We start from the raw sequence: 24,065 nt of genomic DNA on the forward strand, positions 1-24,065 counted from the left end.
AATTAAAGGGAAAATAGAAAATTTGTGGAATTTATACAAATATATCGCTTATTTAGAAAAGGGTGGTGAACACAAGATGGAAGTGACTGACGTAAGATTACGCCGCGTAAACACAGAAGGCCGCATGAGAGCAATTGCCTCTATTACTCTAGACCATGAATTTGTTGTTCATGATATTCGTGTAATTGATGGTAATAATGGATTATTTGTAGCAATGCCAAGTAAACGTACTCCAGATGGAGAGTTCCGTGACATTGCACATCCAATTAATTCTGGTACACGCTCTAAAATTCAAGATGCGGTTTTAACAGAGTATCATCGTTTAGGCGAGTTAGAAGAGGTTGAGTTTGAAGAAGCAGGTGCTTCGTAAAATTCGAATGAAAAGGGCTTTTGACAAAAAGCCTTATAATTTTGTAGCAAACTCCTGTAAGCATTTACAGGGGTTTGTTTTTTTGGCTTTATATTTGGAAACTGTATAATTTATTAACATAAAAAGAAGAAACTACTAATTTTTTCAAAATCATTTTAAATAGTATAGCTTATTTCTTAAAAAAGATACTAAAGAGTAAAACATCTTATAAGAATTATGGTAAAATTTAATAGTTAAAATGTGTTTCTTGAAATATATGATGATTTAGGATAATATCTTTAATGGATAAATAGGTTGCGATGGAGGGTCTATATGTCAAACAGATTTGCAGTGATTCTAGCTGCAGGTAAAGGCACACGTATGAAGTCTAAGCTATACAAAGTGCTGCATCCTGTATGTGGAAAACCTATGGTACAACACGTAGTCGATCAAGTATCTCAATTAGGATTGCAGAAACTTGTAACGGTTGTTGGACATGGTGCTGAAATGGTACAAGAACAGCTAGGGAACGTAAGTGAATTTGCATTACAAGCAGAACAACTTGGTACAGCACATGCTGTAGATCAAGCTGCAAGTGTACTTGCAAATGAAGAAGGAACAACTTTAGTTATTTGTGGTGATACGCCTCTAATAACTGCTGAAACAATGGAAGCATTACTTCAGCAACATAAAGAAGCAGGAGCAATGGCGACGGTGCTAACAGCATACATAGAAGAGCCTGCTGGATATGGCCGTATTGTTCGTAATGAGAATGGTCATGTTGAAAAGATTGTTGAGCATAAAGATGCAAATGAGAAAGAATTAGCTATTAAAGAAATCAATACAGGTACGTATTGTTTTGATAATAAGGCTTTATTTGCTTCACTTTCTAAAGTTTCAAATGATAACGTGCAAGGTGAATATTACCTTCCAGATGTTATTGAGATTTTAAAAAATGAAGGTCATATCGTATCAGCTTATCAAACAGAGCAGTTCGATGAAACGTTAGGTGTTAACGACAGAGTCGCTCTATCGCAAGCGGAAATTATTATGAAAAAACGTATCAACCGAAAGAACATGGTAAATGGTGTTACAATTATTGATCCAAGTAACACTTATATTTCTGCTGATGCAATTATCGGTAGCGATACAGTTCTTCATCCAGGAACAATTATTGAGGGGAACACTGTAATTGGTTCTGATTGTGAAATTGGACCGCATACAGTAATTCGCGATAGTGAAATTGGAGATCGTACGACAATTCGACAATCTACTGTACATGATAGTAAGCTTGGTACAGAAGTATCGGTTGGTCCATTTGCACATATTCGCCCAGATTCAGTTATTGGAGACGAAGTACGCGTTGGAAACTTCGTGGAAATCAAAAAAACTGTCTTTGGTAATAGAAGTAAAGCTTCACACTTGAGTTATATCGGGGATGCACAAGTTGGAGAAGACGTGAATCTTGGTTGTGGTTCAATTACGGTGAACTATGACGGTAAGAATAAATTCAAAACTGTGATTGGTAATGGGGTATTTATTGGATGTAATTCAAACCTTGTTGCTCCAGTAACAGTTGAAGATGGTGCTTATGTGGCGGCAGGCTCTACAATTACAGAGAATGTTCCATCAAAAGCATTATCGGTAGCACGTGCACGTCAAGTTAACAAAGAAGACTATGTTGATCAATTGCTGAATAAGAAAAAATCATAATAATGTGGAGGGTTAATCTAGATGTCGACTCAATATCTAAATTCTAATTTGAAAGTATTCTCTTTAAACTCTAATAAGGAACTTGCTGAGCAGATTGCAAAGCATATTGGAGTAGGACTAGGAAAATGTTCTGTTGATCGTTTTAGTGATGGAGAAGTTCAAATTAACATTGAAGAAAGTATCCGTGGTTGCGATGTATTCATTATTCAATCTACAAGCTTCCCAGTAAACGAACATATCATGGAATTACTTATTATGATCGATGCATTAAAACGTGCATCTGCGAAAACAATTAATATTGTTATTCCTTACTATGGTTATGCGCGTCAAGACCGTAAAGCGCGTTCTCGTGAACCAATTACATCGAAACTTGTAGCAAACTTGCTTGAAACAGCAGGTGCAACTCGTGTAATCACTCTAGATTTACATGCTCCACAAATTCAAGGGTTCTTTGATATCCCAATCGACCACTTAATGGGTGTACCGATTCTTTCTGATTACTTTGAAACAAAAGGTCTTAAAGATATCGTAATCGTGTCTCCTGATCATGGTGGTGTAACTCGTGCGAGAAAAATGGCAGATCGTCTAAAAGCGCCAATCGCTATTATTGATAAGCGTCGTCCTCGCCCGAACGTTTCAGAGGTAATGAACATTATCGGTAATATTGAAGGCAAAACAGCGATTTTAATTGATGATATCATTGATACAGCTGGTACAATTACATTAGCAGCAAACGCTCTTGTTGAGAACGGTGCTTCTGAAGTATATGCTTGCTGTACACACCCAGTATTATCTGGTCCAGCAATTGAGCGTATTCAAAATTCAAACATTAAAGAGTTAGTTGTAACGAACTCTATCGTATTACCAGAAGAGAAGAAAATCGACAAAGTACATGAACTTTCAGTTGCTCCATTAATCGGAGAAGCAATCATTCGTGTATACGAAGAAGAATCTGTGAGTGTATTATTCAATTAATTGGATAGAATGAGACGTAACCAAAATTGGTTACGTCTTTTCGTATCGAAAAAAGAAAGTAGTGGTACAAGAATGAAATTGATAGTAGGACTTGGGAACCCAGGTAGAGAATATGAATTAACAAGGCATAATATTGGATTTATGGCCATTGATGAACTTGCGAAGCGTTGGAACATTTCTTTGAATGAACAAAAATTTAAAGGTGTATTTGGTGCAGGGTTTGTTAATGGAGAAAAGGTAATCTTATTAAAGCCGCTAACATACATGAATTTATCTGGGGAAAGTATTCGTCCACTTATGGATTATTATAAAATTGATGTTGAGGACTTCGTTGTTATGTACGACGATTTAGACATTCCTGTAGGTAAATTGCGTCTTCGCATGAAAGGTAGTGCTGGTGGACATAATGGTGTAAAGTCAACGATTTCGCACTTAGGAACACAAGAATTTCAACGTATCCGTATGGGAATTGATCGCCCGAAAAATGGAATGAAGGTAGTCGATTATGTATTAGGACGCTTTACATCTGAAGAGATTCCGGATGTTAACCATTCTATTGAAAAAGCAGCGGATGCATGTGAAGAGTGGCTAAATAAGCCTTTTCTTCAAATCATGAATACTTTCAATAGTTAAAAATGAGATTGGGAATATTTCTCTTTTGTTTTACCCATACTAGTAGTAATTGAATTTTTAGGAGGCTAGTATGGAAGGGTATTATTATTGCAGACACTGCGGAGGTAATGTAGGCTCCATTAACGCAGAAAAAGTATATAGCGACGTTTTATTTCAACTAACGGAGCAAGAAGTAGTAGAAATGATTCATTTTCATGAGAATGGAAATATATATATAAAAACGATTTGTGAATCGTGTCAAGAAACGCTCGCATCTTATCCTGAGTATTATGAGTATGAAAAATTTCTGCAATAAAATGTTGTCGCTTTGGCATGTCCAAAGCATTTTTCTGTTTTCCTTTTCCAAAATATTTGCATAAAATAGAATGACTTGCTCTTTATGTTGAGAGGAGTTTTAAAAATGATAGGTTTATTAGAGCAATTTTATAAAAATGAAGAGATACAATCGGTTATTAATGGGTTAGAAGATGGGTTAAAAGAACAACTTATATCAGGGATGGCAACGTCTTCTCGTTCATTATTAATGGCGGCTTTATATAAAAAAACAAAAAAATCACAATTAATCGTGACACATAACTTATACCAAGCACAAAAAGTACATGAAGATTTAGTGGCGTTACTTGGTGAAAAAGATGTGTGGTTATATCCAGTGAATGAACTGATAGCATCGGAAATTGGAGTTGCAAGTCCAGAATTGAAGGCGCAACGTATAGAAGTGTTAAATCGCTTGGCTGCGGGAGAGAATGGAATCATTGTAGCGCCAGTGGCAGGATTGCGTAGATTTTTACCAATAAAAGAATTGTGGAAGCAAAAGCAAGTTGAAATCAATCTAGGGCAAGAGATTGATTTAGATGCGCTCTTGCATACTTTACATCATATTGGCTATGAACGTAAGTCGATGGTAGAAGCTCCAGGGGAGTTCAGTTTGCGTGGGGGAATATTAGATATTTATCCTTTAACTGAAGAACTACCATTTCGTATTGAATTCTTTGATACAGAAGTCGATTCTATTCGATTATTTGATGTGGATGAACAGCGTTCTCAAGGTAAAAAAGAAAACGTTAGGTTTGGTCCGGCAACAGAGTTTTTATTTTCACAGGAAGAATTAAAATCAGGAATTCAGCATCTTGAAGAAGGCTTGACTAAGACGATGCAAAAACTTTCTGATGATAAACTAAAGACTAAAGTGCTTGAGACGGTAAGTCATGAAATTGAGATGTTGAAAAACGGGCAAAGTATAGAACAGATGTTTAAATACTTATCTATTTTCTATAAAGAACCTGCTAGTCTGATAGATTATTTACCAGAAGATGGTGTTGTAATTTTAGATGAGATTTCCCGTATTCAAGAAACAGCATCACATCTTGAAACAGAAGAGGCGGAATGGTATATATCACTTCTTGGTGAAGGAACAATTATTCAAGATTTATCTTTCTCTCACCCATTCGAGGGGTTTCTTCATCATAAAAAAAGAAGTTTTGTATATTTAACGTTATTCTTGCGTCATATCGCACACACACATCCGCAAAATATTGTTAATGTAACATGTAAAACAATGCAAGATTTCCATGGACAGATGAATTTGTTAAAAACAGAAATTGATAGATGGAATGAAGGGCATTTTACGACTGTTGTACTCGGAACAGATGATGAACGTGTGAAAAAATTACAACATATTTTAAGTGATTATGATATTGAGGCAGATATTGTAGAAGGTACAGATATTTTATTGCCTGGAAGGTTACAAATTGCTGTAGGTGATTTACATGCAGGATTTGAAATGCCGATGCAAAAGCTTGTTGTCATTACTGAAAAGGAGCTTTTTCATAAGAAAGTTAAAAAATCACAACGTAAACAAAAGCTATCGAATGCTGAACGTATTAAAAGTTATTCGGAATTAAAAGTTGGAGATTATGTAGTTCATGTAAATCATGGTATAGGTAAATTTTTAGGTATTGAGACATTAGAGATTAATGGTGTTCATAAAGATTATTTAAATATTAAATATCAAGGTAATGATAAGCTATACGTTCCAATTGAACAAATTGATCAAGTTCAAAAATATGTAGGATCTGAAGGTAAGGATCCGAAAGTTTACAAATTAGGTGGGAATGATTGGAAAAAGGTTAAAACGAAAGTTGAAAAATCTGTACAAGACATTGCGGATGACCTAATTAAACTATATGCTGAGCGCGAAGCTTCAAAAGGCTATGCATATACGCCAGATACGGCAGAACAACAAGAGTTCGAATCATCTTTCCCATACCAAGAGACAGAGGATCAGTTACGTTCTATTGACGAGATTAAAAAAGATATGGAACGCGGACGCCCGATGGATAGGCTCCTTTGTGGTGATGTAGGGTATGGAAAGACTGAAGTGGCTATTCGTGCGGCATTTAAAGCGATTATGGATGAAAAACAAGTTGCAATTTTAGTACCGACAACGATTCTTGCGCAGCAACACTATGAAACAATTCGAGAGCGTTTTCAAGATTATCCAATCAATATAGGCTTATTAAGTAGATTCCGTACGAGGAAACAACAAAATGAAACAATTAAGGGCTTAAAGGATGGAACAGTAGATATTGTAATCGGAACACATCGTATTTTATCTAAAGATGTTACTTATAAAGATTTAGGGCTTCTTATTATTGATGAAGAACAAAGATTTGGTGTGACACATAAAGAAAAAATTAAACAATTGAAGGCGAATGTTGACGTATTAACATTAACGGCAACTCCGATTCCGCGGACGCTTCATATGTCTATGCTTGGTGTGCGCGACTTATCTGTTATTGAGACACCACCAGAAAATCGTTTCCCAGTCCAAACGTATGTAGTCGAGTATAATCCAGCGTTAATGCGAGAGGCGATAGAGCGAGAGCTTGCAAGAGGTGGTCAAGTTTACTTCCTATATAACCGTGTAGAGGATATTGAAAGAAAAGCAGATGAAATTTCGATGTTAGTTCCAGATGCCCGCGTAACGTACGCACATGGGAAAATGAACGAAAGCGAATTAGAGTCTGTTATGCTATCATTTTTAGAAGGACAGCATGATGTTCTTGTAAGTACAACAATTATTGAGACGGGTGTAGATATTCCGAATGTAAATACGTTAATTGTATTTGATGCAGATCGTATGGGATTATCACAATTGTATCAGCTTCGTGGGCGTGTTGGACGTTCTAATCGTGTTGCATATGCATACTTTGCATATAAACGTGACAAAGTGCTGTCAGAGGTTGCAGAGAAGCGTCTACAAGCAATTAAAGAGTTCACGGAACTTGGATCTGGTTTCAAAATTGCGATGAGAGATTTATCTATTCGTGGAGCAGGTAATTTGTTAGGGGCAGAACAGCATGGATTTATTGATTCTGTCGGATTTGATCTATATTCTCAAATGTTAAAAGATGCAATTGAACAGCGTAGAGGAACAGATGGGGCTGAAAATATAGTTAATGTTGAAATTGACTTAGAGGTAGATGCATACTTACCAGATGCTTATATTTCAGATAGTAAGCAAAAAATTATGATGTATAAACAATTTAGAGGTGTTTCTGCAATTGAGGATATTGAAGAATTGCAGGAAGAAATGATCGATAGATTTGGCGATTATCCACAAGAAGTTGGTTATTTATTACAAATTGCAAATATTAAAGTGTTGGCAATGAAAGAACAAATTGAATTAATTAAGCAGAATAAATTTGAAGTAACATTCCTGTTTTCTGAACAAGCAAGTCAAAATATTGATGGTGGAAAATTATTCATGCTCGGAAATAGTTTTGGACGTATGATTGGTTTAGGAATGGAAGGATCACAATTGAAAATTGTTATGAAAACAAATGGCTTAGAGACATCGAAGTGGTTAACGATTGCTGAAAATTTATTAAAAGGCTTACCAGATGTAAAAAAAGAAGTAATAAATGCCTAAAATAAGATAAAAAAATACAATTCGACGTGCATAGAAGAACTAATGTGTAAAATACTATATCTAACAGTTGGTGATTTTTACATGAACAGGTAAATTCACCACTTTGATCATCAGTAGAAAGTGAGGCAGCATTAGAATGAAAGCAACTGGAATCGTACGTCGAATTGATGATTTAGGCAGGGTCGTAATCCCGAAGGAAATTCGTAGAACTTTACGTATTCGAGAAGGAGACCCACTAGAAATATTTGTTGATCGCGATGGAGAGGTAATTTTAAAGAAGTATTCTCCAATTAGTGAGCTAGGTGATTTTGCAAAAGAATATGCTGATGCTTTATATGACAGCTTAGGACATAATGTGCTTGTGTGTGATCGAGATTCTATCATCGCAGTATCAGGCGTATCGAAAAAAGAATACTTAAATAAAAGTGTTGGCGATTTAATTGAAAAAACGATGGAAGAACGAAAGTCTGTTATTATGACGGATGAAAGTGATATTTCCATTATTGATGGTGTAACAGAAAAGGTTCATTCTTATACAGTTGGACCAATTGTTGCAAACGGAGATCCGATTGGAGCCGTCATTATTTTTTCAAAAGAAGCTATTATAAGCGAGATCGAGCATAAAGCGGTTAATACTGCTGCCAGTTTCTTAGCGAAACAAATGGAACAGTAAGGGTATATTGATTTTAGAAGTAGCAATCTTTCCTAATTATGATCTTTCTTTTTGAGAAATCAATTATTTGGAGATATATGTATATTGAATGAAGGTAGCACTTTGCTACCTTTTTTCGTTGAATATTTTTAACGTGTAGGAACTCATTATTACCCGTGTTGGGAAGGGAGTTTGTTCTTTTCTTTATGATATAATACGAGAGGTGAGAATAGAAAAAGGAGTTTTCTTGTATGGAAGCGAAGAAGTATCAAGCCTTTTGGCGTGGGGCTATTATATTAACGATTGCAAGTTTCGTTACAAAAGTATTAAGCGCTTTTTACCGTATTCCATATCAAAATATAGCGGGGGATATTGGGTTTTATATTTACCAACAAATTTACCCGTTTTATGGATTTTGTTTAATTTTAGCTACTTATGGATTTCCTGTTATCATTTCGAAAATGGTTGCAGAACGATTAGAGCGGGGAAAACAAAAAGAAGCAGAAGAAATTATTTGTGTATCTTTTTGGTTCTTATTAGGAATTGGTTTTATAGGCTTCTTTACATTGTTTTTTGGGGCCGAAACAATTGCGGTAGCTATGGGCGATATACACTTAGATAAGTTACTACGTGTTATTTCATTTTCATTCTTATTGATGCCATTTTTGTCTGTAGCAAGAGGGTATTTTCAAGGATTTAATAATATGATGCCAACGGCTGTTTCGCAAGTAATAGAACAAACAATTCGAGTTTCTATTATTGTATTTTTATCGCTATTCCTAATTGCTCACGGATTTGATTTATATACAGTTGGTGCAGGGGCTATGTTAGGCTCAATTGCGGGTGGTCTTATTGGAATTATTGTACTTATATTGTATATGCGTCAAGATTTTCGTTCTATATTCTTCAAAAGTGCAGCGAGAATTAAGGGTAAAAGGAAAATAGTTAAAATCCTTTTTTGGCAGGGGTTAGCGATTTGTGTTAGTAATTTAGTGCTTATTTTTATACAGATGGCTGATTCAGTGTCCTTTTACAGCTTACTTATTGGTGCGGGAGAACAGGCTGAAAATGCAAAGGTATTAAAGGGTGTTTATGATAGAAGTATTCCGCTAATGCAATTAGGTACTGTTGTGACGACTTCTTTCTCGTTGTCACTTATTCCGATTATTACAGCGGCGAAGGAAAGAGGAGATCTTTCCTTTATTCAAGAAAAGGTAAAGTTAGCAGTGAAAATAACATGTGTTATTGGACTTGCAGCAGCTATTGGACTAACTTGTATTATTCAACCTACGAATATTATGTTGTTTGAAAACAGTGATGGATCAGATGTTTTATCTATTTTATCGTTATCTATTTTATTTAGTTCATTGTCAATTACGACAGCTTCTATTTTACAAGGATTGGGGCAAACGTTTAAGCCAGCATTATTTGTTGTATTTGGAGGTTGCTTAAAGTTAGCGTTAAATTATATATTCATGCCTTATTTTGGTGTGAAAGGTGCAGCCTTTGCGACTTTATGTGCGTTAATTATAATCTCTGGACTAAATACTTTGTTGCTTACGAGAGCTGTATCAGGGTCACTTATCAATAAGCGAAATATGTTAGGGATAGTAATTAGTGGTATCTGTATGGGATTTGTATTAATGATATTCACACGTGTGTTACAGATGTCTGGATTAGTAATTGATACGGAACATAGAGGAAGCGCGACACTTGAAGCGTTGTTAGGTGTAGCCATTGGCGGATTGACATATATGTTTTTTATTTTGAAATTACGTGTATTTACAAAAAAAGAATTAGGAACCGTTATGAAACAAGAGAAAAAAGAAGGTTCATTGAAGAAGAGTGGATAGAGGTGACTGGTTGTGAGTGGAATCATTACTATTTTAGGTTTAGGAGCTGGTGAATTAGATCAGCTAACGATGGGTGTATATCGAAAAATAAAAGAAGCAGACCATCTGTTTGTTAGAACGAAAGAACATCCAGTTATAGAAGAATTGGAGAAAGAAGGCGTACAATATACGTCTTTTGATGCTGTATATGAAGCACATGATACGTTTGAAATTGTATATGAAACAATTGCGAATAAATTGCTAGAACAAGCTGAAGGTACAGAAATTATCTATGCTGTTCCCGGGCATCCACTTGTAGCAGAAAGAACAGTTCAGCTACTGTTGGAAAAAGGAGAAGTTTCAAATGTTGAAGTGCGAATTGAGGGTGGACAAAGTTTCCTTGATCCTATGTTTGCAAGTCTAAAGATTGATCCGATTGAAGGATTCCAATTACTTGATGCTACATCATTTGAAAGAGGGCAATTAGAACTGCGTCAACATTTAATCTTTTGCCAAGTATATGATGCATTCGTTGCATCTGATGTGAAATTAACATTAATGGAGATGTTACCAGATGATTATGAAGTGTATATCGTAACAGCTGCAGGAACTTCATTTGAACAAGTAAAGAAGGTACCGTTGTACATGTTAGATCATGAAACGGAATTGAATAATTTAACGAGTGTGTACGTGCCGCCAGTTCAGGAGCGTGCGTCCTTGTATCAACAGTTTGATGTTCTTAGAGAAATTATTGCGGAACTTCGTGGTCCAAATGGTTGTCCGTGGGATAAAAAGCAAACACATCAATCATTAAAGAAATATTTAATTGAGGAAGCTTATGAAGTGTTGGAAGCAATCGATGAAGAGGATGATGATCACTTAGTAGAAGAATTAGGTGATATATTATTACAAGTTATGCTTCATGCTCAAATCGGAGAAGATGAAGGTTGGTTCTCTATAGATGATATCATTCGAACTCTATCTGAGAAAATGGTTCGTCGCCATCCGCATGTGTTTGGAAATACGGATGTAAACAGCGCTGATGAAGTGATTGCAAATTGGGAAGAAATTAAAAAACAAGAAAAAGGATTCGTGAAAGAATCTGTTTTAAATGGCGTTCCCAAAAGTTTGCCGCAGTTACTACGCGCCTATGAAATTCAGAAGAAAGCTGGTAAGGTTGGATTTGATTGGGTTGATGTGCAACCGATGATAGAGAAAGCTTTGGAAGAATGGCAAGAGTTCCAACAAGAGGTTACAAATATGGATGAGAAAAAGATGCTGGGTGAGTTTGGTGATTTACTATTTGCATTTGTTAATATAGCTCGTCATTACAAAATAGATCCAGAAGAGGCGTTACGTTCAACTAATGAGAAATTTACTGGTCGTTTTTTATACATGGAGGCAAAAGTAGCTGAAATGAATAAAGAGATGAAAGATTTATCATTAGAACAGTTAGATGTTTTATGGGAAGAAGCGAAACAGACAGAGCGCTAATAGGGGGATTTGATATGCGTCTAGATAAGTTTTTAAAAGTATCACGTTTAATTAAAAGAAGAACATTAGCGAAAGAAGTAGCTGATCAAGGAAGAATATCTATTAATGGTCAAGTGGCAAAAGCAAGTTCTGATGTGAAAGTAGCTGACGAATTAACAATTCGTTTTGGTCAAAAAATAGTGACTGTGAAAATAAATGAATTAAAAGAAACAACTAAAAAAGAAGATGCAGCAAATATGTATAGCTTAGTTCGTGAAGAAAAAGTAAAAGCGGAAGAAGGCTTGTTCTAAAATCATTTATCCCCTCATACATTACTATTAGCTAGTAAAAACCTATGGGGGGATTTACGTGAATAATGGTTACTCACCTACGTCTTCTAATCAACAAAATGTTTCTGTAGAGCATGACATTATTATGCGTGGCAGGCGTATAATTGATATTACCGGTGTGAAGCAGGTAGAGAGTTTTGATAGCGAAGAGTTTTTACTAGAGACCGTAATGGGTTTTTTAACAATTCGTGGTCAAAATTTACAAATGAAAAATTTAGATGTGGAAAAAGGTATTGTGTCGATTAAAGGGAAAGTTAATGAGATGCTGTATATTGATGAAAATCAAGGGGAAAAAACTAAAGGTTTCTTTAGTAAGTTGTTTAAATGAGCTTAACAATTCAGTTGTATACAATGCTTTCAATGATTGGAATGGGTGCTTGGATTGGAGCGTCTTTAGATACATATCAACGTTTTTTAAAGCGCCAAGAACGTAAACGTTGGCTTGTATTTATACATGATATATTATTTTGGATTGTCCAAGCATTATCCGTCTTTTATGTATTGCTTCTCGTAAATGAAGCTGAGCTACGTATATATGTGTTTTTGGCATTATTATGTGGTTTTGCGGCATATCAAAGCTTACTGAAGGCACTATACATGAAGCTGTTAAATTTTCTCATCTATATTTTTATGCAAACAACATATTTTTTTGTTCGAATTATACAGCTACTCATGATAAAACCTGTTATTATTATAGCGCAGCTATTTATTGCATTTATATTATTCTTATTTCGTATACTGCTTTCAATTGGACATGTGTTATGGAAAATGGTGATTTGGATATTACTTTTCATATGGAAAGTTTTTTTCTGGCCTGTTCGATTTATTGCTTCGCTCATATGGAAACTTCTCCCTAATCGTGTTAAACTTTTTATAGTGAAACATATAGGGTTCCTGCAATATATAGCAAAATTGAAGGGACATATCTTCCAACTATGGGAGCATATAAAAAAGAAGTTAGGGGGACCTCGGAAATGAGGGAACTGAGACAAAGAACAATCGAAAAACAGAGTCCAAATCCTGTTAAAGAGCATATAATACAAACGGATGAGAACAGGAAGCGACTTTATCGCCGTTTAGCGGTTTTTCTTGTCTTTACTTTTACAATTATTGCGAGTATTAGTGTAACGTTTTATCAACAAAACAGTTCCATTAAAGCAAAAGAAGCAAAAGTTAAGGACATGAAAAAAGAACTGGATTCATTAACGAATAAAGAAAAAAGTCTAAAAGACGAAGTTCAAAAGTTAAATGATGAAGAGTACGTATTAAAGATTGCTAGAAGGGATTATTTCTTCTCTGGTAAAGGGGAGATAATTTTTCCTGTTTCTAAGTAGAGTATGTCTTATTGACACTATATTTTAGGATTATATATAATAAAGTAAAATTTTACTTTTTAACCACTAAGGAGGAGCATTTTTTTTATGTCAATCGAGGTAGGCAGCAAGTTACAGGGTAAAGTAACAGGTATTACAAATTTTGGGGCTTTTGTGGAGCTGCCAGAGGGCTTAACGGGTCTTGTTCATATTAGTGAAGTTGCTGATAACTATGTAAAAGATATTAACGATCACTTAAAAGTGGGCGACCAAGTAGAAGTAAAAGTTATTAATGTTGAAAAAGATGGAAAGATTGGTTTATCTATCAAAAAAGCGAAAGAACGTGAAAAAACAGAAGGAGATCGTCCACGCGGTGAATACCAACGCGGTGGTGATCAACAACGTTCTGGACGTCCACAACGTAATAATCGCTCTTTCAACAGAGATAATCGCGGTGGCGGTAACGACCGAGCTCCGAAAGAAACATTTGAGCAAAAGATGGCACGCTTCTTAAAAGATAGCGAAGATCGTTTAACTTCTTTAAAGCGTAACACAGAGTCTAAACGTGGTGGCCGTGGCGCGCGTCGCGGATAATAAGGACGTTTAGTTTTTAACATATAGAGAGGTACCCAGAGTGATGGCTCAGGGTGCTTTTTTATATGTTAAAAATATTTTTAAAAAAGTTTTTGAGATGTGTTGACTTTAATTAGTATCTGATGTAAGATACTAATTGTCCGTTAAATAAGACGACATGGCGGTGTAGCTCAGCTGGCTAGAGCGTACGGTTCATACCCGTGAGGTCGGGGGTTCGATCCCCTCCGCCGCTATATTTAATTTAACGGCCCGTTGGTCAAGTGGTTAAGACACCGCCCTTTCACGGCGGTAACACGGGTTCGAATCCCGTACGGGTCATCTAAAAAGATCATGCAAATTTGCATGATCTTTTTTTGTTAAATAAATTAAGATATACAACACTTCTACAAAATCACCCTATATTTTCTGAATATTTAATTAAAATCTCAAAAATAACTTACATACCGTGTATATCTGTAGAGTTATTTCGAATAAAAAGTCGAACGATTATAAAAGTGAAAACTGTTGTTTTGACAAAAAAACCAACAATCATCTTTTATAATGACAGTAATTAAACTATGCAGGTGGTGTTAAAAATATGCCTAAAGCAGGAAGGAATACTATGAATACAAGTGCATTGGCAATGAATGAGAGTCAGCTTGGAGGAATAAAGTGGACGAGTAAGTTGCGAATGAAATTTGAGCAAGTTTTCTTTAGATGGGGATTTATTATTGTTGTTATTGGTTTTCTTTTGGGACGAGCATATATATTAACAAATATTTTACCGTTTGCACTGCCATTTTTTGCTGCTGTTTATGTTATGAAGCGGGATAAGATGCCGCTAGCATTTTTAGCTCTAATGGGAGGAGCTCTTTCGGTATCGATAGATAATTTGTTTTTTACCTTTGCATCTATCTTTACCTTCTTCATTTATAATATCTTCTTTAGTCGATTTACACGTAAAACTGTTGGACTTGTTCCATTTCAAGTATTTATCTCCGCATTAACCGCACACTTAGTTGTTGTATATTTTGCGCAACAAACTGTCACCATGTACGATTTACTCGTTAGTACCATTGAGGCTGGGCTTAGTTTCGTATTAACTATGATATTTTTACAAAGCGTCCCGCTTTTAGTGGAAAGGAAAGGAAAACAACAGGCATTAGAGACGGAAGAAATTGTTTGTTTGATTATATTACTAGCATCTGTTTTAACGGGTACAACAGATTGGTTTGTATATGATGCTTCTATTCAACATATTTTTACAAGGTATTTAGTGCTAGTATTTGCATTTATTGCAGGTGCTGCCACAGGATCCACAGTAGGGGTTGTAACAGGACTAATATTAAGTTTAGCAAATGTGTCTAGCTTGTCTCAGCTTAGCCTTCTTGCTTTCTCTGGATTGCTTGGTGGATTGTTAAAAGAAGGGAAGCGTTTAGGTGTTAGTTTAGGTTTATTAATTGGGACAAGCTTAATTACATTATATGTGGACAAACAGACAAATATTGTAACAACTTTAATTGAGTCAGGTGTAGCGATTGTTATCTTCTTATTAACACCGAAGCTTGTTTTGGATCGTATTGCTAAATTTATGCCAGGTACACAAGAGCATTCGCAAGACCAACAACAATATTTAAGAAGGATGCGTGATGTTACAGCAAATAAAATCAACCAATTTGCAAATGTATTTGCTGCTTTATCTAATAGCTTTTCTGTATATGGGTATGTAGAGGAAGAAGATAAAGAGACAGAAGCAGATTTGTTTTTGAGTACAATTACTGCGAAAACATGTCAAACATGCTTTAAAAAGGATCAATGCTGGGTAGTGAATTTTGATAAAACGTACGATTATATGAAACAAATAATGAATGAAACGGAAGAAGGAACCCTGCAACATAATCGTAAATTAGTTCGTGAGTGGGACAAGCATTGTGTGAGAGGGAAAAAAGTGACGGATTTAGTAGCGGGTGAATTAGATCACTTCTATGAGGGACAAAAATTACGAAAACAAATGAAGGAAAATCGTAGAATAGTAGCGGAGCAACTATTAGGTGTATCAAAGGTTATGGAGGATTTTGCTAAGGAGATACAACGAGAGCGTGAAAATCATCAAGTGCAGGAAGAACAGATTATGCAAGCATTCCGTGATTTTGGTGTCGAAGTAGAGCATGTTGATATTTATTGTTTAGATAGAGGAAGTATTGATATTGAAATGTTAATTCCAGTTGCATCTAATGAACATGGTGAATGTGAAAAGTTAGTTGCACCGATGCTTTCGGATATCCTTAAAGAAAATATTGTCGTTAAACATGAAGAAAAGTCTTCTTATCCAAATGGCCATAGTTTAATATCATTTGGTTCGGCGAAGACGTATTCTCTTGATACAGGATTGGCTACAGCTGCAAAAGGCGGTGGATTTGTTTCGGGTGACTCTTATGCGATGATGGATTTAAGTGTTGGTAAATATGCACTTGCAATTAGTGATGGTATGGGGAATGGGCAAAGGGCTCATATGGAAAGTAAGGAAACGGTGAAATTATTACAAAAAATACTTCAATCGGGCATTGATGAAGAAATAGCAATTAAGTCTATCAATTCAATTCTTTCTTTGAGAACGACAGAAGAGATGTTTACGACGTTAGATTTAGCTATGGTAGATTTGCGGGATGCGAGTGCAAGGTTTTTAAAGATTGGATCGACGCCGAGTTTTGTTAAACGCGCAAATAATATTTTGAAAATTGAAGCAAGTAATTTGCCGATGGGAATCATTGAAGATGTTGAAGTTGATGTGGTGGGTGAACAATTAAAAACGGGCGATATTCTTATTATGATGAGCGATGGGATTTTTGAGGGAGCGCAGCATGTGGAGAATCATGAATTGTGGATGAAACGAAAAATTAAAGAATTGCAAACCGAAGACCCGCAAGAAATTGCTGATATCATTATGGAAGAAGTGATTCGCTCTTGTGATGGTTATATAAATGATGATATGACTATTGTAGTGGCAAAAGTGAAGAAAAATATGCCGAAGTGGGCTACGATTCCGATTGTAGGAATGCAGGCGCAGTAAAATGTAAGTGGAATGTTTATCTATAATTTGATTTTAAAAACCTAGGTGAATACCTAGGTTTTTTTGTGGAAAAAGGTAATGTTATTAATTTTGTGAATATACACGGAGGATGTAAGATAAAAATGTAATTTTTGTATATCTTTTTTTTGCACAATGTTTGTAAAAGTTGTACCATTGTAGACAAGGCAACTAACGTTGCTGTTCTTGTTTAATGAAAGGTGATTACGAAGTTGAAAGATACATTTGTTGAAAAAGTAGATGACTTTGTAAAGCAGCATGATGTATTAAAAAATGATTCAACAATTGTTGTGGGAGTTTCTGGTGGTCCTGACTCGTTAGCGCTTTTATATTATTTATTAGAAAAAAGAGCGGAAAAACAGTTGGAAATTGTAGTAGCTCATGTGGATCATATGTTTAGAGGTGATGAATCTCATGAGGATTTACGGTTTGTGCAGGGCCTTTGTGAAGAACTGGGAATTATTTGTGAAACGATAAGGATTAATGTATCACAATATCAACAGCAATACGGAATGAATGCACAGGTTGCTGCTAGAGAATGCAGATATGCATTTTTGGAAAGAATAATGAAGAAATATGATGCAAGATATGTTGCTCTTGGACATCATGGAGATGATCAAGTCGAGACAATTTTAATGCGTCTTGTAAGAGGGAGTACTCCGAAAGGATATGCAGGAATTGCAGTGAAGCGTCCTTTTCATAATGGGTATTTAATTAGGCCGTTACTTGGGGTAACGAAGGAAGAAATTGTTGATTACTGTAATAAGCTAAATTTAATGCCACGTATAGATCCGAGTAATAAAAAGGAAGTATATACAAGGAATCGATTACGTAAATATGTCCTTCCTCATTTGAAAGAAGAAAATCCACAAGTGCATGAGAAATTCCAAAAATTTAGCGTGCAGATGCAAGAGGATGAGGCTTATTTGCAGGAATTAGCTTTTGAGAAAATGAATAAAGTAATTACAAAAAAAAGTGATAAACAAATTAGCTTATCAATTCCTGCCTTTGAATCCATGTCTATGCCTTTACAAAGAAGAGGGATTCAACTAATATTAAACTATCTTTATGAATATAAGATTCCATCTTCTCTTTCTTCCATACATATTGACAAGGTGATTGAGTTTTTTAAGCGGACACAACCTTCAGGTTCACTTGATTTTCCAGGTGATTTGAAAATTGTTCGTACATACGAGGAGTGTAGCTTTAGATTTAAACAAGAAATTGTTTCTCCTTTTTTACAAGATTTATCAGTACCCGGGACCATTACGCTATTGAACGGGGATGAATTTGTAACAGAGGTGAGCGAAGATATACCAAGTAACATGAATGAAACAGTATTTGTTGCTAAGTATAATGATATATCATATCCACTTCGTATTCGTTCTAGGGAAAATGGAGATCGCATGTCAATACAAGGTATGAATGGCACGAAAAAGATAAAAGCTATTTTTATCGAAGCAAAAGTACCGAAAGAAAAAAGAGAAGAATGGCCGGTCGTTTGTGATGCAAGTGGGACCATTATTTGGGTACCCTTGTTGAAGCGATCTGCATTTGCAATTTCGAAAGAGATGGCAAAGAAGGATAAATATATGATTATTCACTACAAAAGCAAGGAGTCTTCCGGGAGGATAATGAAATGATGAATCAAGATATCGAAAAAGTATTAATTTCTGAAGAGCAAATACAAGAAAAGGTGCGCGAACTAGGTGCAATTGTTGCAGAGGATTATAAAAACACAGTACCTCTTGCAATTGGTGTATTAAAAGGCGCAATGCCATTCATGGCAGATTTATTAAAGAGAACAGATACATATCTTGAAATGGATTTTATGGCTGTATCTAGTTACGGTCACTCTACAGTTTCAACAGGCGAAGTGAAAATTTTAAAAGATCTTGATACTTCTGTAGAAGGTCGCGATATTTTAATCGTCGAAGATATTATTGATAGTGGTCTTACACTAAGCTACTTAGTAGACTTATTCAAATATCGTAAAGCGAAGTCTGTAAAAATTGTTACATTATTAGATAAGCCAACAGGCCGTAAGGTTGATCTGAAAGCGGATTATGTTGGATTTACTGTTCCACATGAATTTGTAGTAGGATATGGATTAGATTATAAAGAGCAGTACCGTAATCTTCCTTATGTAGGCGTATTAAAACCAAGCGTTTACTCAAATTAATTAAATATAGGCTTCACAATTGTATAGGAAAGTTTTTCTATGTTACGATTTACTATAGTGTTTATGCCGTGAGAGGAGGTTAGGAATGAATCGTATCTTCCGTAATACCATCTTTTATTTACTGATATTCTTAGTAGTAATTGGAATCGTGAGCTATTTTAATGGTTCGACACAAAAAACGACATCAGTTAGCTACGACAAATTCATTACTAAACTAGAAAGCGGTGAAGTGCGTAATGTGCAACTTCAACCGAAAAATGGTGTATTTGAGGTAAAAGGACAATTTAATAACTCTAGCCAAGGAGAACAATTTGTTACTTATGCACCAAATACTGAGGAATTACAAAAGAAAATTAATGATAAAGCGAAAGGTGCCGAAGTTAAGTATCAACCAGCAGAAGAAACAAGTGCCTGGGTAACATTCTTTACTTCAATCATTCCATTTGTCATCATCTTCATTTTATTCTTCTTCTTATTAAACCAAGCTCAAGGCGGCGGTAGCCGTGTTATGAACTTCGGGAAAAGTAAGGCGAAGTTATATAATGATGAAAAGAAAAAAGTTCGTTTCAGAGATGTTGCTGGTGCGGATGAAGAGAAACAAGAACTTGTTGAGGTAGTTGAATTCTTGAAAGACCCTCGTAAGTTCTCTGAAGTTGGTGCTCGTATTCCAAAGGGTGTCCTATTAGTTGGACCTCCAGGTACAGGTAAAACTTTATTAGCACGTGCTGTTGCAGGTGAGGCTGGCGTTCCATTCTTCTCTATCAGTGGTTCTGACTTCGTAGAGATGTTTGTGGGTGTCGGTGCATCACGTGTACGTGATTTATTTGAAAATGCAAAGAAAAATGCTCCTTGTATCATTTTCATTGATGAAATTGATGCAGTAGGGCGTCAACGTGGCGCAGGTCTTGGTGGTGGCCATGATGAGCGTGAGCAAACGTTGAACCAATTACTTGTTGAAATGGATGGATTCGGTGCAAACGAAGGTATTATTATCATCGCTGCGACAAACCGTCCTGATATTCTTGATCCAGCATTATTACGTCCAGGTCGTTTTGACCGTCAAATTACAGTAGATCGTCCAGATGTAAATGGCCGTGAAGCTGTACTGAAGGTGCATGCTCGTAATAAACCGCTTGATGAGAATATCAACTTAAGAGCAATTGCAACTCGTACGCCAGGATTCTCTGGTGCTGATCTTGAAAACTTATTAAACGAAGCTGCTTTAGTAGCTGCGCGTCAAGATAAGAAGAAAATTGATATGAGTGACATTGATGAAGCAACGGATCGCGTTATTGCAGGTCCGGCTAAGAAAAGTCGTGTTATCTCTGAAAAAGAACGTAATATCGTTGCTTTCCATGAAGCGGGTCATACTGTAATTGGTGTTGTTCTTGATGAAGCTGATGTCGTTCATAAAGTAACAATTGTCCCTCGTGGTCAAGCTGGTGGATATGCAGTAATGCTTCCGAAAGAAGATCGTTACTTCATGACAAAGCCAGAGTTACTTGATAAAATCACTGGTTTACTTGGTGGTCGAGTAGCTGAGGAGATTGTATTTGGTGAAGTGAGTACAGGTGCTCACAACGACTTCCAACGTGCGACGGGCATTGCAAGACGCATGGTTACAGAATTCGGTATGAGTGATAAGCTTGGACCAATGCAATTTGGTAGTTCGCAAGGTGGTCAAGTGTTCTTAGGAAGAGACTTCCATTCAGAGCAAAACTACAGTGATGCAATTGCACACGATATCGATGTAGAAATGCAAACGATTATGAAAGAATGTTATGCTCGTGCAAAAGACATTCTTACTGAAAATCGTGATAAGCTAGATCTTATTGCAAAAACGTTACTTGAAGTAGAAACGTTAGATGCTGAGCAAATCAATCATTTATGTGATTACGGCAGATTGCCAGAACGTCCAACATCTTCAGATGATGTGAAAGTAAACATCAACATGAAGAAAGACGATGAAGATAAAGAAGATAAGTAAGAAACGAAGGAGTGACTATCGTCACTCCTTTTTTGTTTGTTAAAACCTTTGTTAATTACTATTGAGAACTTAGTGGATAAAGTAATTTAAGTAAAACTAGTATTAAAAATTGAAATAGAGAGCAATCTTTTTGTAAAATGATGAGGATAGGAAAGCTGATTATATAAGTATGTGTGATATGATGTTTTTATAAGTTTTATACATACTGCACAAATATAGATTAAATAAGATAAGTGGTGAGAATATGATTTTTGTATTGGATGTAGGAAACACAAATGCTGTACTAGGTGTGTTTGAAGAGGGGGAACTTCGTCAGCATTGGCGCATGGAAACAGATCGTCATAAGACAGAAGATGAATATGGAATGCTTGTAAAGCAATTGCTTGAGCATGAAGGTCTTTCGTTTGAAGATGTGAAAGGTATTATTGTGTCTTCAGTCGTACCACCAATTATGTTTGCTTTAGAGCGCATGTGTGAAAAATATTTTAAAATTAAACCGCTTGTAGTAGGGCCTGGGATAAAAACAGGGCTAAATATTAAATATGAAAATCCGCGTGAAGTAGGCGCAGACCGAATTGTAAATGCAGTAGCAGGAATCCACTTATATGGAAGTCCGCTTATTATTGTTGATTTTGGTACGGCTACTACATATTGTTATATTAACGAAGAAAAGCATTATATGGGTGGAGTTATTACGCCAGGAATTATGATTTCAGCAGAGGCTTTATATAGCAGAGCAGCAAAACTTCCTCGTATCGAAATTACAAAACCAAGCAGTGTAGTTGGGAAAAATACAGTAAGTGCGATGCAATCGGGTATTCTTTATGGTTATGTTGGACAAGTGGAAGGTATTGTTAAGCGTATGAAAGAGGAAGCTAGACAAGAACCTAAAGTTATTGCAACAGGTGGATTAGCAAAATTAATTTCCGAAGAATCGAATGTAATTGATATTGTAGATCCATTTTTAACGTTAAAAGGTTTATACATGTTATATGAACGTAATGCAAATTTACAGCATGAGAAAGGTGAATAAATACGTATGAAAGATTATTTAGTAAAAGCGTTAGCGTTTGATGGAGAAGTGCGTGCGTATAGTGTACGTACAACAAATACAGTAAGTGAGGCGCAAAGACGTCATGATACATGGAGAACAGCTTCAGCGGCACTAGGGCGTTCTTTAACTGCGGGTACAATGATGGGCGCAATGTTAAAAGGTGAGCAAAAGTTAACGATTAAGGTAGAAGGTAACGGTCCGATTGGTCCTATCTTAGTAGATGCTCATGCAAATGGAGATGTACGTGGTTATGTAACGAATCCGCATGTTGATTTTGAAGGAACAGAACAAGGGAAGTTACGTGTATATCAAGCGGTAGGTACAGAGGGGTTTGTAACTGTAATTAAAGATATTGGAATGCGTGAGCCGTTTATTGGTCAATCTCCAATCGTTTCAGGAGAATTAGGAGAAGACTTTACGTATTATTTTGCAGTTTCTGAACAAACGCCTTCTTCTGTAGGTGTTGGTGTTCTTGTAAATGGAGATGATAGCATATTAGCGGCAGGTGGATTCATCCTTCAAATTATGCCGGGTGCGCAAGATGAAACGATTTCATTTATTGAAGACCGTTTACAAAAGATTCCACCTGTATCAACGTTGATTGAACAAGGACTTTCTCCGGAAGAGCTACTATATGCAGTTCTTGGAGAAGATAAAGTAAAAGTATTAGAAACAATGGATGTTCAATTTAATTGCACATGCTCACGCGAGCGTATTGAGAGTGTATTAATTAGTTTAGGTAAAACAGAGTTAGAGCAAGTTCGTGAAGAAGAGGAAGAGACAGAAGTTCACTGTCATTTCTGTAATGAACGATACAAGTTCTCTAAAGAAGATATTACAAATTTAATCGAGAATTTGTAATAAGGGAATTAAGAGGAGCAATCCTCCAAATGAATTGACAAACAGGGAATTTTCTGACAAAATCTAAATATAGATAAAACCAATAAAAATACTCGGTGTTAGGAGTGACAGGAATGCGAGTGGCACAATCAGTTTCAGAATTAATCGGGAAAACGCCGATCGTTAAGTTGAACCGCATCGTAGAATCAGACAGCGCAGATATATACTTAAAATTAGAATTTATGAATCCGGGGAGTAGCGTTAAAGATCGTATCGCATTAGCTATGATTGAAGATGCTGAAAAAAATGGATTATTAAAAGAGGGCGATACAATCATTGAGCCGACAAGTGGTAACACAGGAATTGGTTTAGCGATGGTAGCGGCTGCTAAAGGATATAATGCAATCTTAGTAATGCCAGAAACAATGAGTATTGAGCGTCGTAATTTATTACGTGCTTACGGTGCGGAATTAGTATTGACTCCAGGGCCTGAAGGAATGGGTGGAGCAATTCGTAAAGCGACTGAATTAGCAAAAGAGCATGGCTACTTTATACCACAACAGTTCAAAAACCAATCGAATCCAGAAATTCACCGTTTAACAACAGGTCCAGAAATTATTGAACAAATGGGTGACCAATTAGATGCGTTTATTGCAGGTATTGGTACAGGTGGAACGATTACTGGTGCTGGTGAAGTACTGAAGGAAGCGTATAAAGATATTAAAATTTATGCAGTAGAACCTGCAGATTCACCAGTATTATCTGGTGGGAAACCAGGTCCACATAAAATCCAAGGAATTGGGGCGGGATTTGTTCCGGAGACGTTGGATGTAGAAGTATATGATGAAATTATTCAAGTGAAAACAGAGCAAGCATTTGAATATGCGAGAAGAGTGGCTAAAGAGGAAGGTATTTTAGTTGGTATCTCTTCAGGCGCAGTTATTTATGCAGCAACAGAAGTTGCGAAAAAGTTAGGTAAAGGGAAAAAGGTACTTGTTATTATCCCGAGTAACGGTGAACGTTATTTAAGTACACCACTTTATCAATTTGAATCATAATTAAACGCGATTGAAAAAGCATCCTTGAAAAAGGGTGCTTTTTCTTTTGGGATTGGAAATAG

21 protein-coding genes and 2 tRNA genes are annotated in these 24,065 nt (G+C 36.0%); all 23 read left to right on the forward strand.

The genetic code is table 11. The features are described from left to right. Positions 1-76 precede the first annotated feature (76 nt). The gene (spoVG, locus tag DN407_RS00280) at positions 77-370 is read left to right on the forward strand and encodes a septation regulator SpoVG (protein WP_000454041.1); all 294 of its coding nucleotides are present in this window, start codon (positions 77-79) and stop codon (positions 368-370) included. Positions 371-682: 312 nt separating this feature from the next. Next, a complete protein-coding gene (gene glmU / locus DN407_RS00285; protein WP_149215927.1) occupies positions 683-2,062 on the forward strand; it encodes a bifunctional UDP-N-acetylglucosamine diphosphorylase/glucosamine-1-phosphate N-acetyltransferase GlmU in 1,380 nt (459 codons plus the stop codon). A 21-nt stretch (positions 2,063-2,083) separates the two neighbouring features. Beyond that, positions 2,084-3,037, forward strand: a complete 954-nt coding sequence (locus tag DN407_RS00290; RefSeq protein ID WP_000107420.1) for a ribose-phosphate diphosphokinase — start codon at positions 2,084-2,086, stop codon at positions 3,035-3,037. 72 nt (positions 3,038-3,109) lie between these two features. Beyond that, on the forward strand, positions 3,110-3,670 hold the full coding sequence (gene pth, locus DN407_RS00295) for an aminoacyl-tRNA hydrolase (RefSeq protein WP_000767702.1): 561 nt from the start codon (positions 3,110-3,112) through the stop codon (positions 3,668-3,670). Between the two features lie 70 nt (positions 3,671-3,740). Then, positions 3,741-3,965 (forward strand): anti-sigma-F factor Fin family protein, encoded by a 225-nt coding sequence (locus tag DN407_RS00300; RefSeq protein WP_000399438.1) that lies wholly within the window; start codon positions 3,741-3,743, stop codon positions 3,963-3,965. A 105-nt stretch (positions 3,966-4,070) separates the two neighbouring features. Next, the gene (gene mfd / locus DN407_RS00305) at positions 4,071-7,601 is read left to right on the forward strand and encodes a transcription-repair coupling factor (RefSeq protein WP_000579678.1); all 3,531 of its coding nucleotides are present in this window, start codon (positions 4,071-4,073) and stop codon (positions 7,599-7,601) included. Positions 7,602-7,737: 136 nt separating this feature from the next. Then, positions 7,738-8,274, forward strand: coding sequence for a stage V sporulation protein T (gene spoVT / locus DN407_RS00310; RefSeq protein ID WP_000648302.1), 537 nt, complete (start codon positions 7,738-7,740; stop codon positions 8,272-8,274). A 230-nt stretch (positions 8,275-8,504) separates the two neighbouring features. Then, a complete protein-coding gene (locus tag DN407_RS00315; RefSeq protein WP_000387588.1) occupies positions 8,505-10,106 on the forward strand; it encodes a putative polysaccharide biosynthesis protein in 1,602 nt (533 codons plus the stop codon). A 12-nt stretch (positions 10,107-10,118) separates the two neighbouring features. Beyond that, positions 10,119-11,579, forward strand: coding sequence for a bifunctional methyltransferase/pyrophosphohydrolase YabN (yabN, locus tag DN407_RS00320; protein ID WP_000014241.1), 1,461 nt, complete (start codon positions 10,119-10,121; stop codon positions 11,577-11,579). Positions 11,580-11,593: 14 nt separating this feature from the next. Then, positions 11,594-11,869 (forward strand): RNA-binding S4 domain-containing protein, encoded by a 276-nt coding sequence (locus DN407_RS00325; RefSeq protein WP_001234876.1) that lies wholly within the window; start codon positions 11,594-11,596, stop codon positions 11,867-11,869. A 58-nt stretch (positions 11,870-11,927) separates the two neighbouring features. After that, entirely contained in the window at positions 11,928-12,236 is a 309-nt protein-coding gene (yabP, locus tag DN407_RS00330; protein WP_001059104.1) for a sporulation protein YabP, read from the forward strand. Continuing rightward, positions 12,233-12,886 carry a spore cortex biosynthesis protein YabQ gene (gene yabQ / locus DN407_RS00335; protein WP_000059777.1) on the forward strand — a complete coding sequence of 218 codons (654 nt, stop codon included), beginning with the start codon at positions 12,233-12,235 and terminating at the stop codon, positions 12,884-12,886. Before yabP ends, yabQ begins: the two co-directional genes overlap by 4 nt. Next, positions 12,883-13,242 carry a cell division protein DivIC gene (gene divIC / locus DN407_RS00340; protein ID WP_001208739.1) on the forward strand — a complete coding sequence of 120 codons (360 nt, stop codon included), beginning with the start codon at positions 12,883-12,885 and terminating at the stop codon, positions 13,240-13,242. The genes yabQ and divIC overlap by 4 nt, the downstream gene beginning before the upstream one ends. An 87-nt stretch (positions 13,243-13,329) precedes the next feature. Then, complete coding sequence (locus DN407_RS00345; protein ID WP_000021451.1) at positions 13,330-13,815, forward strand: S1 domain-containing RNA-binding protein; 486 nt, start codon at positions 13,330-13,332, stop codon at positions 13,813-13,815. Positions 13,816-13,974: 159 nt separating this feature from the next. Next, positions 13,975-14,048: transfer RNA gene (locus tag DN407_RS00350), tRNA-Met, on the forward strand. Positions 14,049-14,061: 13 nt separating this feature from the next. Further along, positions 14,062-14,133: transfer RNA gene (locus DN407_RS00355), tRNA-Glu, on the forward strand. A gap of 259 nt (positions 14,134-14,392) precedes the next feature. Further along, a complete protein-coding gene (gene spoIIE / locus DN407_RS00360) occupies positions 14,393-16,864 on the forward strand; it encodes a stage II sporulation protein E (RefSeq protein ID WP_001123552.1) in 2,472 nt (823 codons plus the stop codon). Between the two features lie 230 nt (positions 16,865-17,094). Then, complete coding sequence (gene tilS / locus DN407_RS00365; protein ID WP_000655458.1) at positions 17,095-18,525, forward strand: tRNA lysidine(34) synthetase TilS; 1,431 nt, start codon at positions 17,095-17,097, stop codon at positions 18,523-18,525. Continuing rightward, entirely contained in the window at positions 18,522-19,064 is a 543-nt protein-coding gene (gene hpt, locus DN407_RS00370) for a hypoxanthine phosphoribosyltransferase (protein WP_000981844.1), read from the forward strand. The genes tilS and hpt overlap by 4 nt, the downstream gene beginning before the upstream one ends. 85 nt (positions 19,065-19,149) lie before the next feature. Beyond that, positions 19,150-21,051: an ATP-dependent zinc metalloprotease FtsH gene (gene ftsH / locus DN407_RS00375; protein ID WP_001079672.1), complete on the forward strand. Its 1,902-nt coding sequence runs from the start codon at positions 19,150-19,152 to the stop codon at positions 21,049-21,051. A 244-nt stretch (positions 21,052-21,295) separates the two neighbouring features. Further along, a complete protein-coding gene (locus DN407_RS00380; protein ID WP_000578368.1) occupies positions 21,296-22,084 on the forward strand; it encodes a type III pantothenate kinase in 789 nt (262 codons plus the stop codon). Between the two features lie 6 nt (positions 22,085-22,090). Then, positions 22,091-22,966, forward strand: coding sequence for a redox-regulated molecular chaperone HslO (hslO, locus tag DN407_RS00385; RefSeq protein WP_000656372.1), 876 nt, complete (start codon positions 22,091-22,093; stop codon positions 22,964-22,966). Between the two features lie 113 nt (positions 22,967-23,079). After that, positions 23,080-24,003: a cysteine synthase A gene (gene cysK / locus DN407_RS00390; protein WP_001261719.1), complete on the forward strand. Its 924-nt coding sequence runs from the start codon at positions 23,080-23,082 to the stop codon at positions 24,001-24,003. Positions 24,004-24,065 lie beyond the last annotated feature (62 nt).

Source organism: Bacillus sp. JAS24-2, assembly GCF_008274905.1.
In the GTDB taxonomy this organism is placed as follows: domain Bacteria; phylum Bacillota; class Bacilli; order Bacillales; family Bacillaceae_G; genus Bacillus_A; species Bacillus_A cereus.

Coding starts and splice junctions, on each gene's coding strand:
- spoVG (WP_000454041.1), top strand. CDS start 77: ATGGAAGTGACTGACGTAAGATTACGCCGCGTAAACACAGAAGGCCGC.
- DN407_RS00300 (WP_000399438.1), top strand. CDS start 3,741: ATGGAAGGGTATTATTATTGCAGACACTGCGGAGGTAATGTAGGCTCC.
- DN407_RS00290 (WP_000107420.1), top strand. CDS start 2,084: ATGTCGACTCAATATCTAAATTCTAATTTGAAAGTATTCTCTTTAAAC.
- mfd (WP_000579678.1), top strand. CDS start 4,071: ATGATAGGTTTATTAGAGCAATTTTATAAAAATGAAGAGATACAATCG.
- hpt (WP_000981844.1), top strand. CDS start 18,522: ATGATGAATCAAGATATCGAAAAAGTATTAATTTCTGAAGAGCAAATA.
- ftsH (WP_001079672.1), top strand. CDS start 19,150: ATGAATCGTATCTTCCGTAATACCATCTTTTATTTACTGATATTCTTA.
- cysK (WP_001261719.1), top strand. CDS start 23,080: ATGCGAGTGGCACAATCAGTTTCAGAATTAATCGGGAAAACGCCGATC.
- DN407_RS00315 (WP_000387588.1), top strand. CDS start 8,505: ATGGAAGCGAAGAAGTATCAAGCCTTTTGGCGTGGGGCTATTATATTA.
- DN407_RS00380 (WP_000578368.1), top strand. CDS start 21,296: ATGATTTTTGTATTGGATGTAGGAAACACAAATGCTGTACTAGGTGTG.
- DN407_RS00345 (WP_000021451.1), top strand. CDS start 13,330: ATGTCAATCGAGGTAGGCAGCAAGTTACAGGGTAAAGTAACAGGTATT.
- glmU (WP_149215927.1), top strand. CDS start 683: ATGTCAAACAGATTTGCAGTGATTCTAGCTGCAGGTAAAGGCACACGT.
- DN407_RS00325 (WP_001234876.1), top strand. CDS start 11,594: ATGCGTCTAGATAAGTTTTTAAAAGTATCACGTTTAATTAAAAGAAGA.
- spoVT (WP_000648302.1), top strand. CDS start 7,738: ATGAAAGCAACTGGAATCGTACGTCGAATTGATGATTTAGGCAGGGTC.
- hslO (WP_000656372.1), top strand. CDS start 22,091: ATGAAAGATTATTTAGTAAAAGCGTTAGCGTTTGATGGAGAAGTGCGT.
- yabQ (WP_000059777.1), top strand. CDS start 12,233: ATGAGCTTAACAATTCAGTTGTATACAATGCTTTCAATGATTGGAATG.
- spoIIE (WP_001123552.1), top strand. CDS start 14,393: ATGCCTAAAGCAGGAAGGAATACTATGAATACAAGTGCATTGGCAATG.
- pth (WP_000767702.1), top strand. CDS start 3,110: ATGAAATTGATAGTAGGACTTGGGAACCCAGGTAGAGAATATGAATTA.
- divIC (WP_001208739.1), top strand. CDS start 12,883: ATGAGGGAACTGAGACAAAGAACAATCGAAAAACAGAGTCCAAATCCT.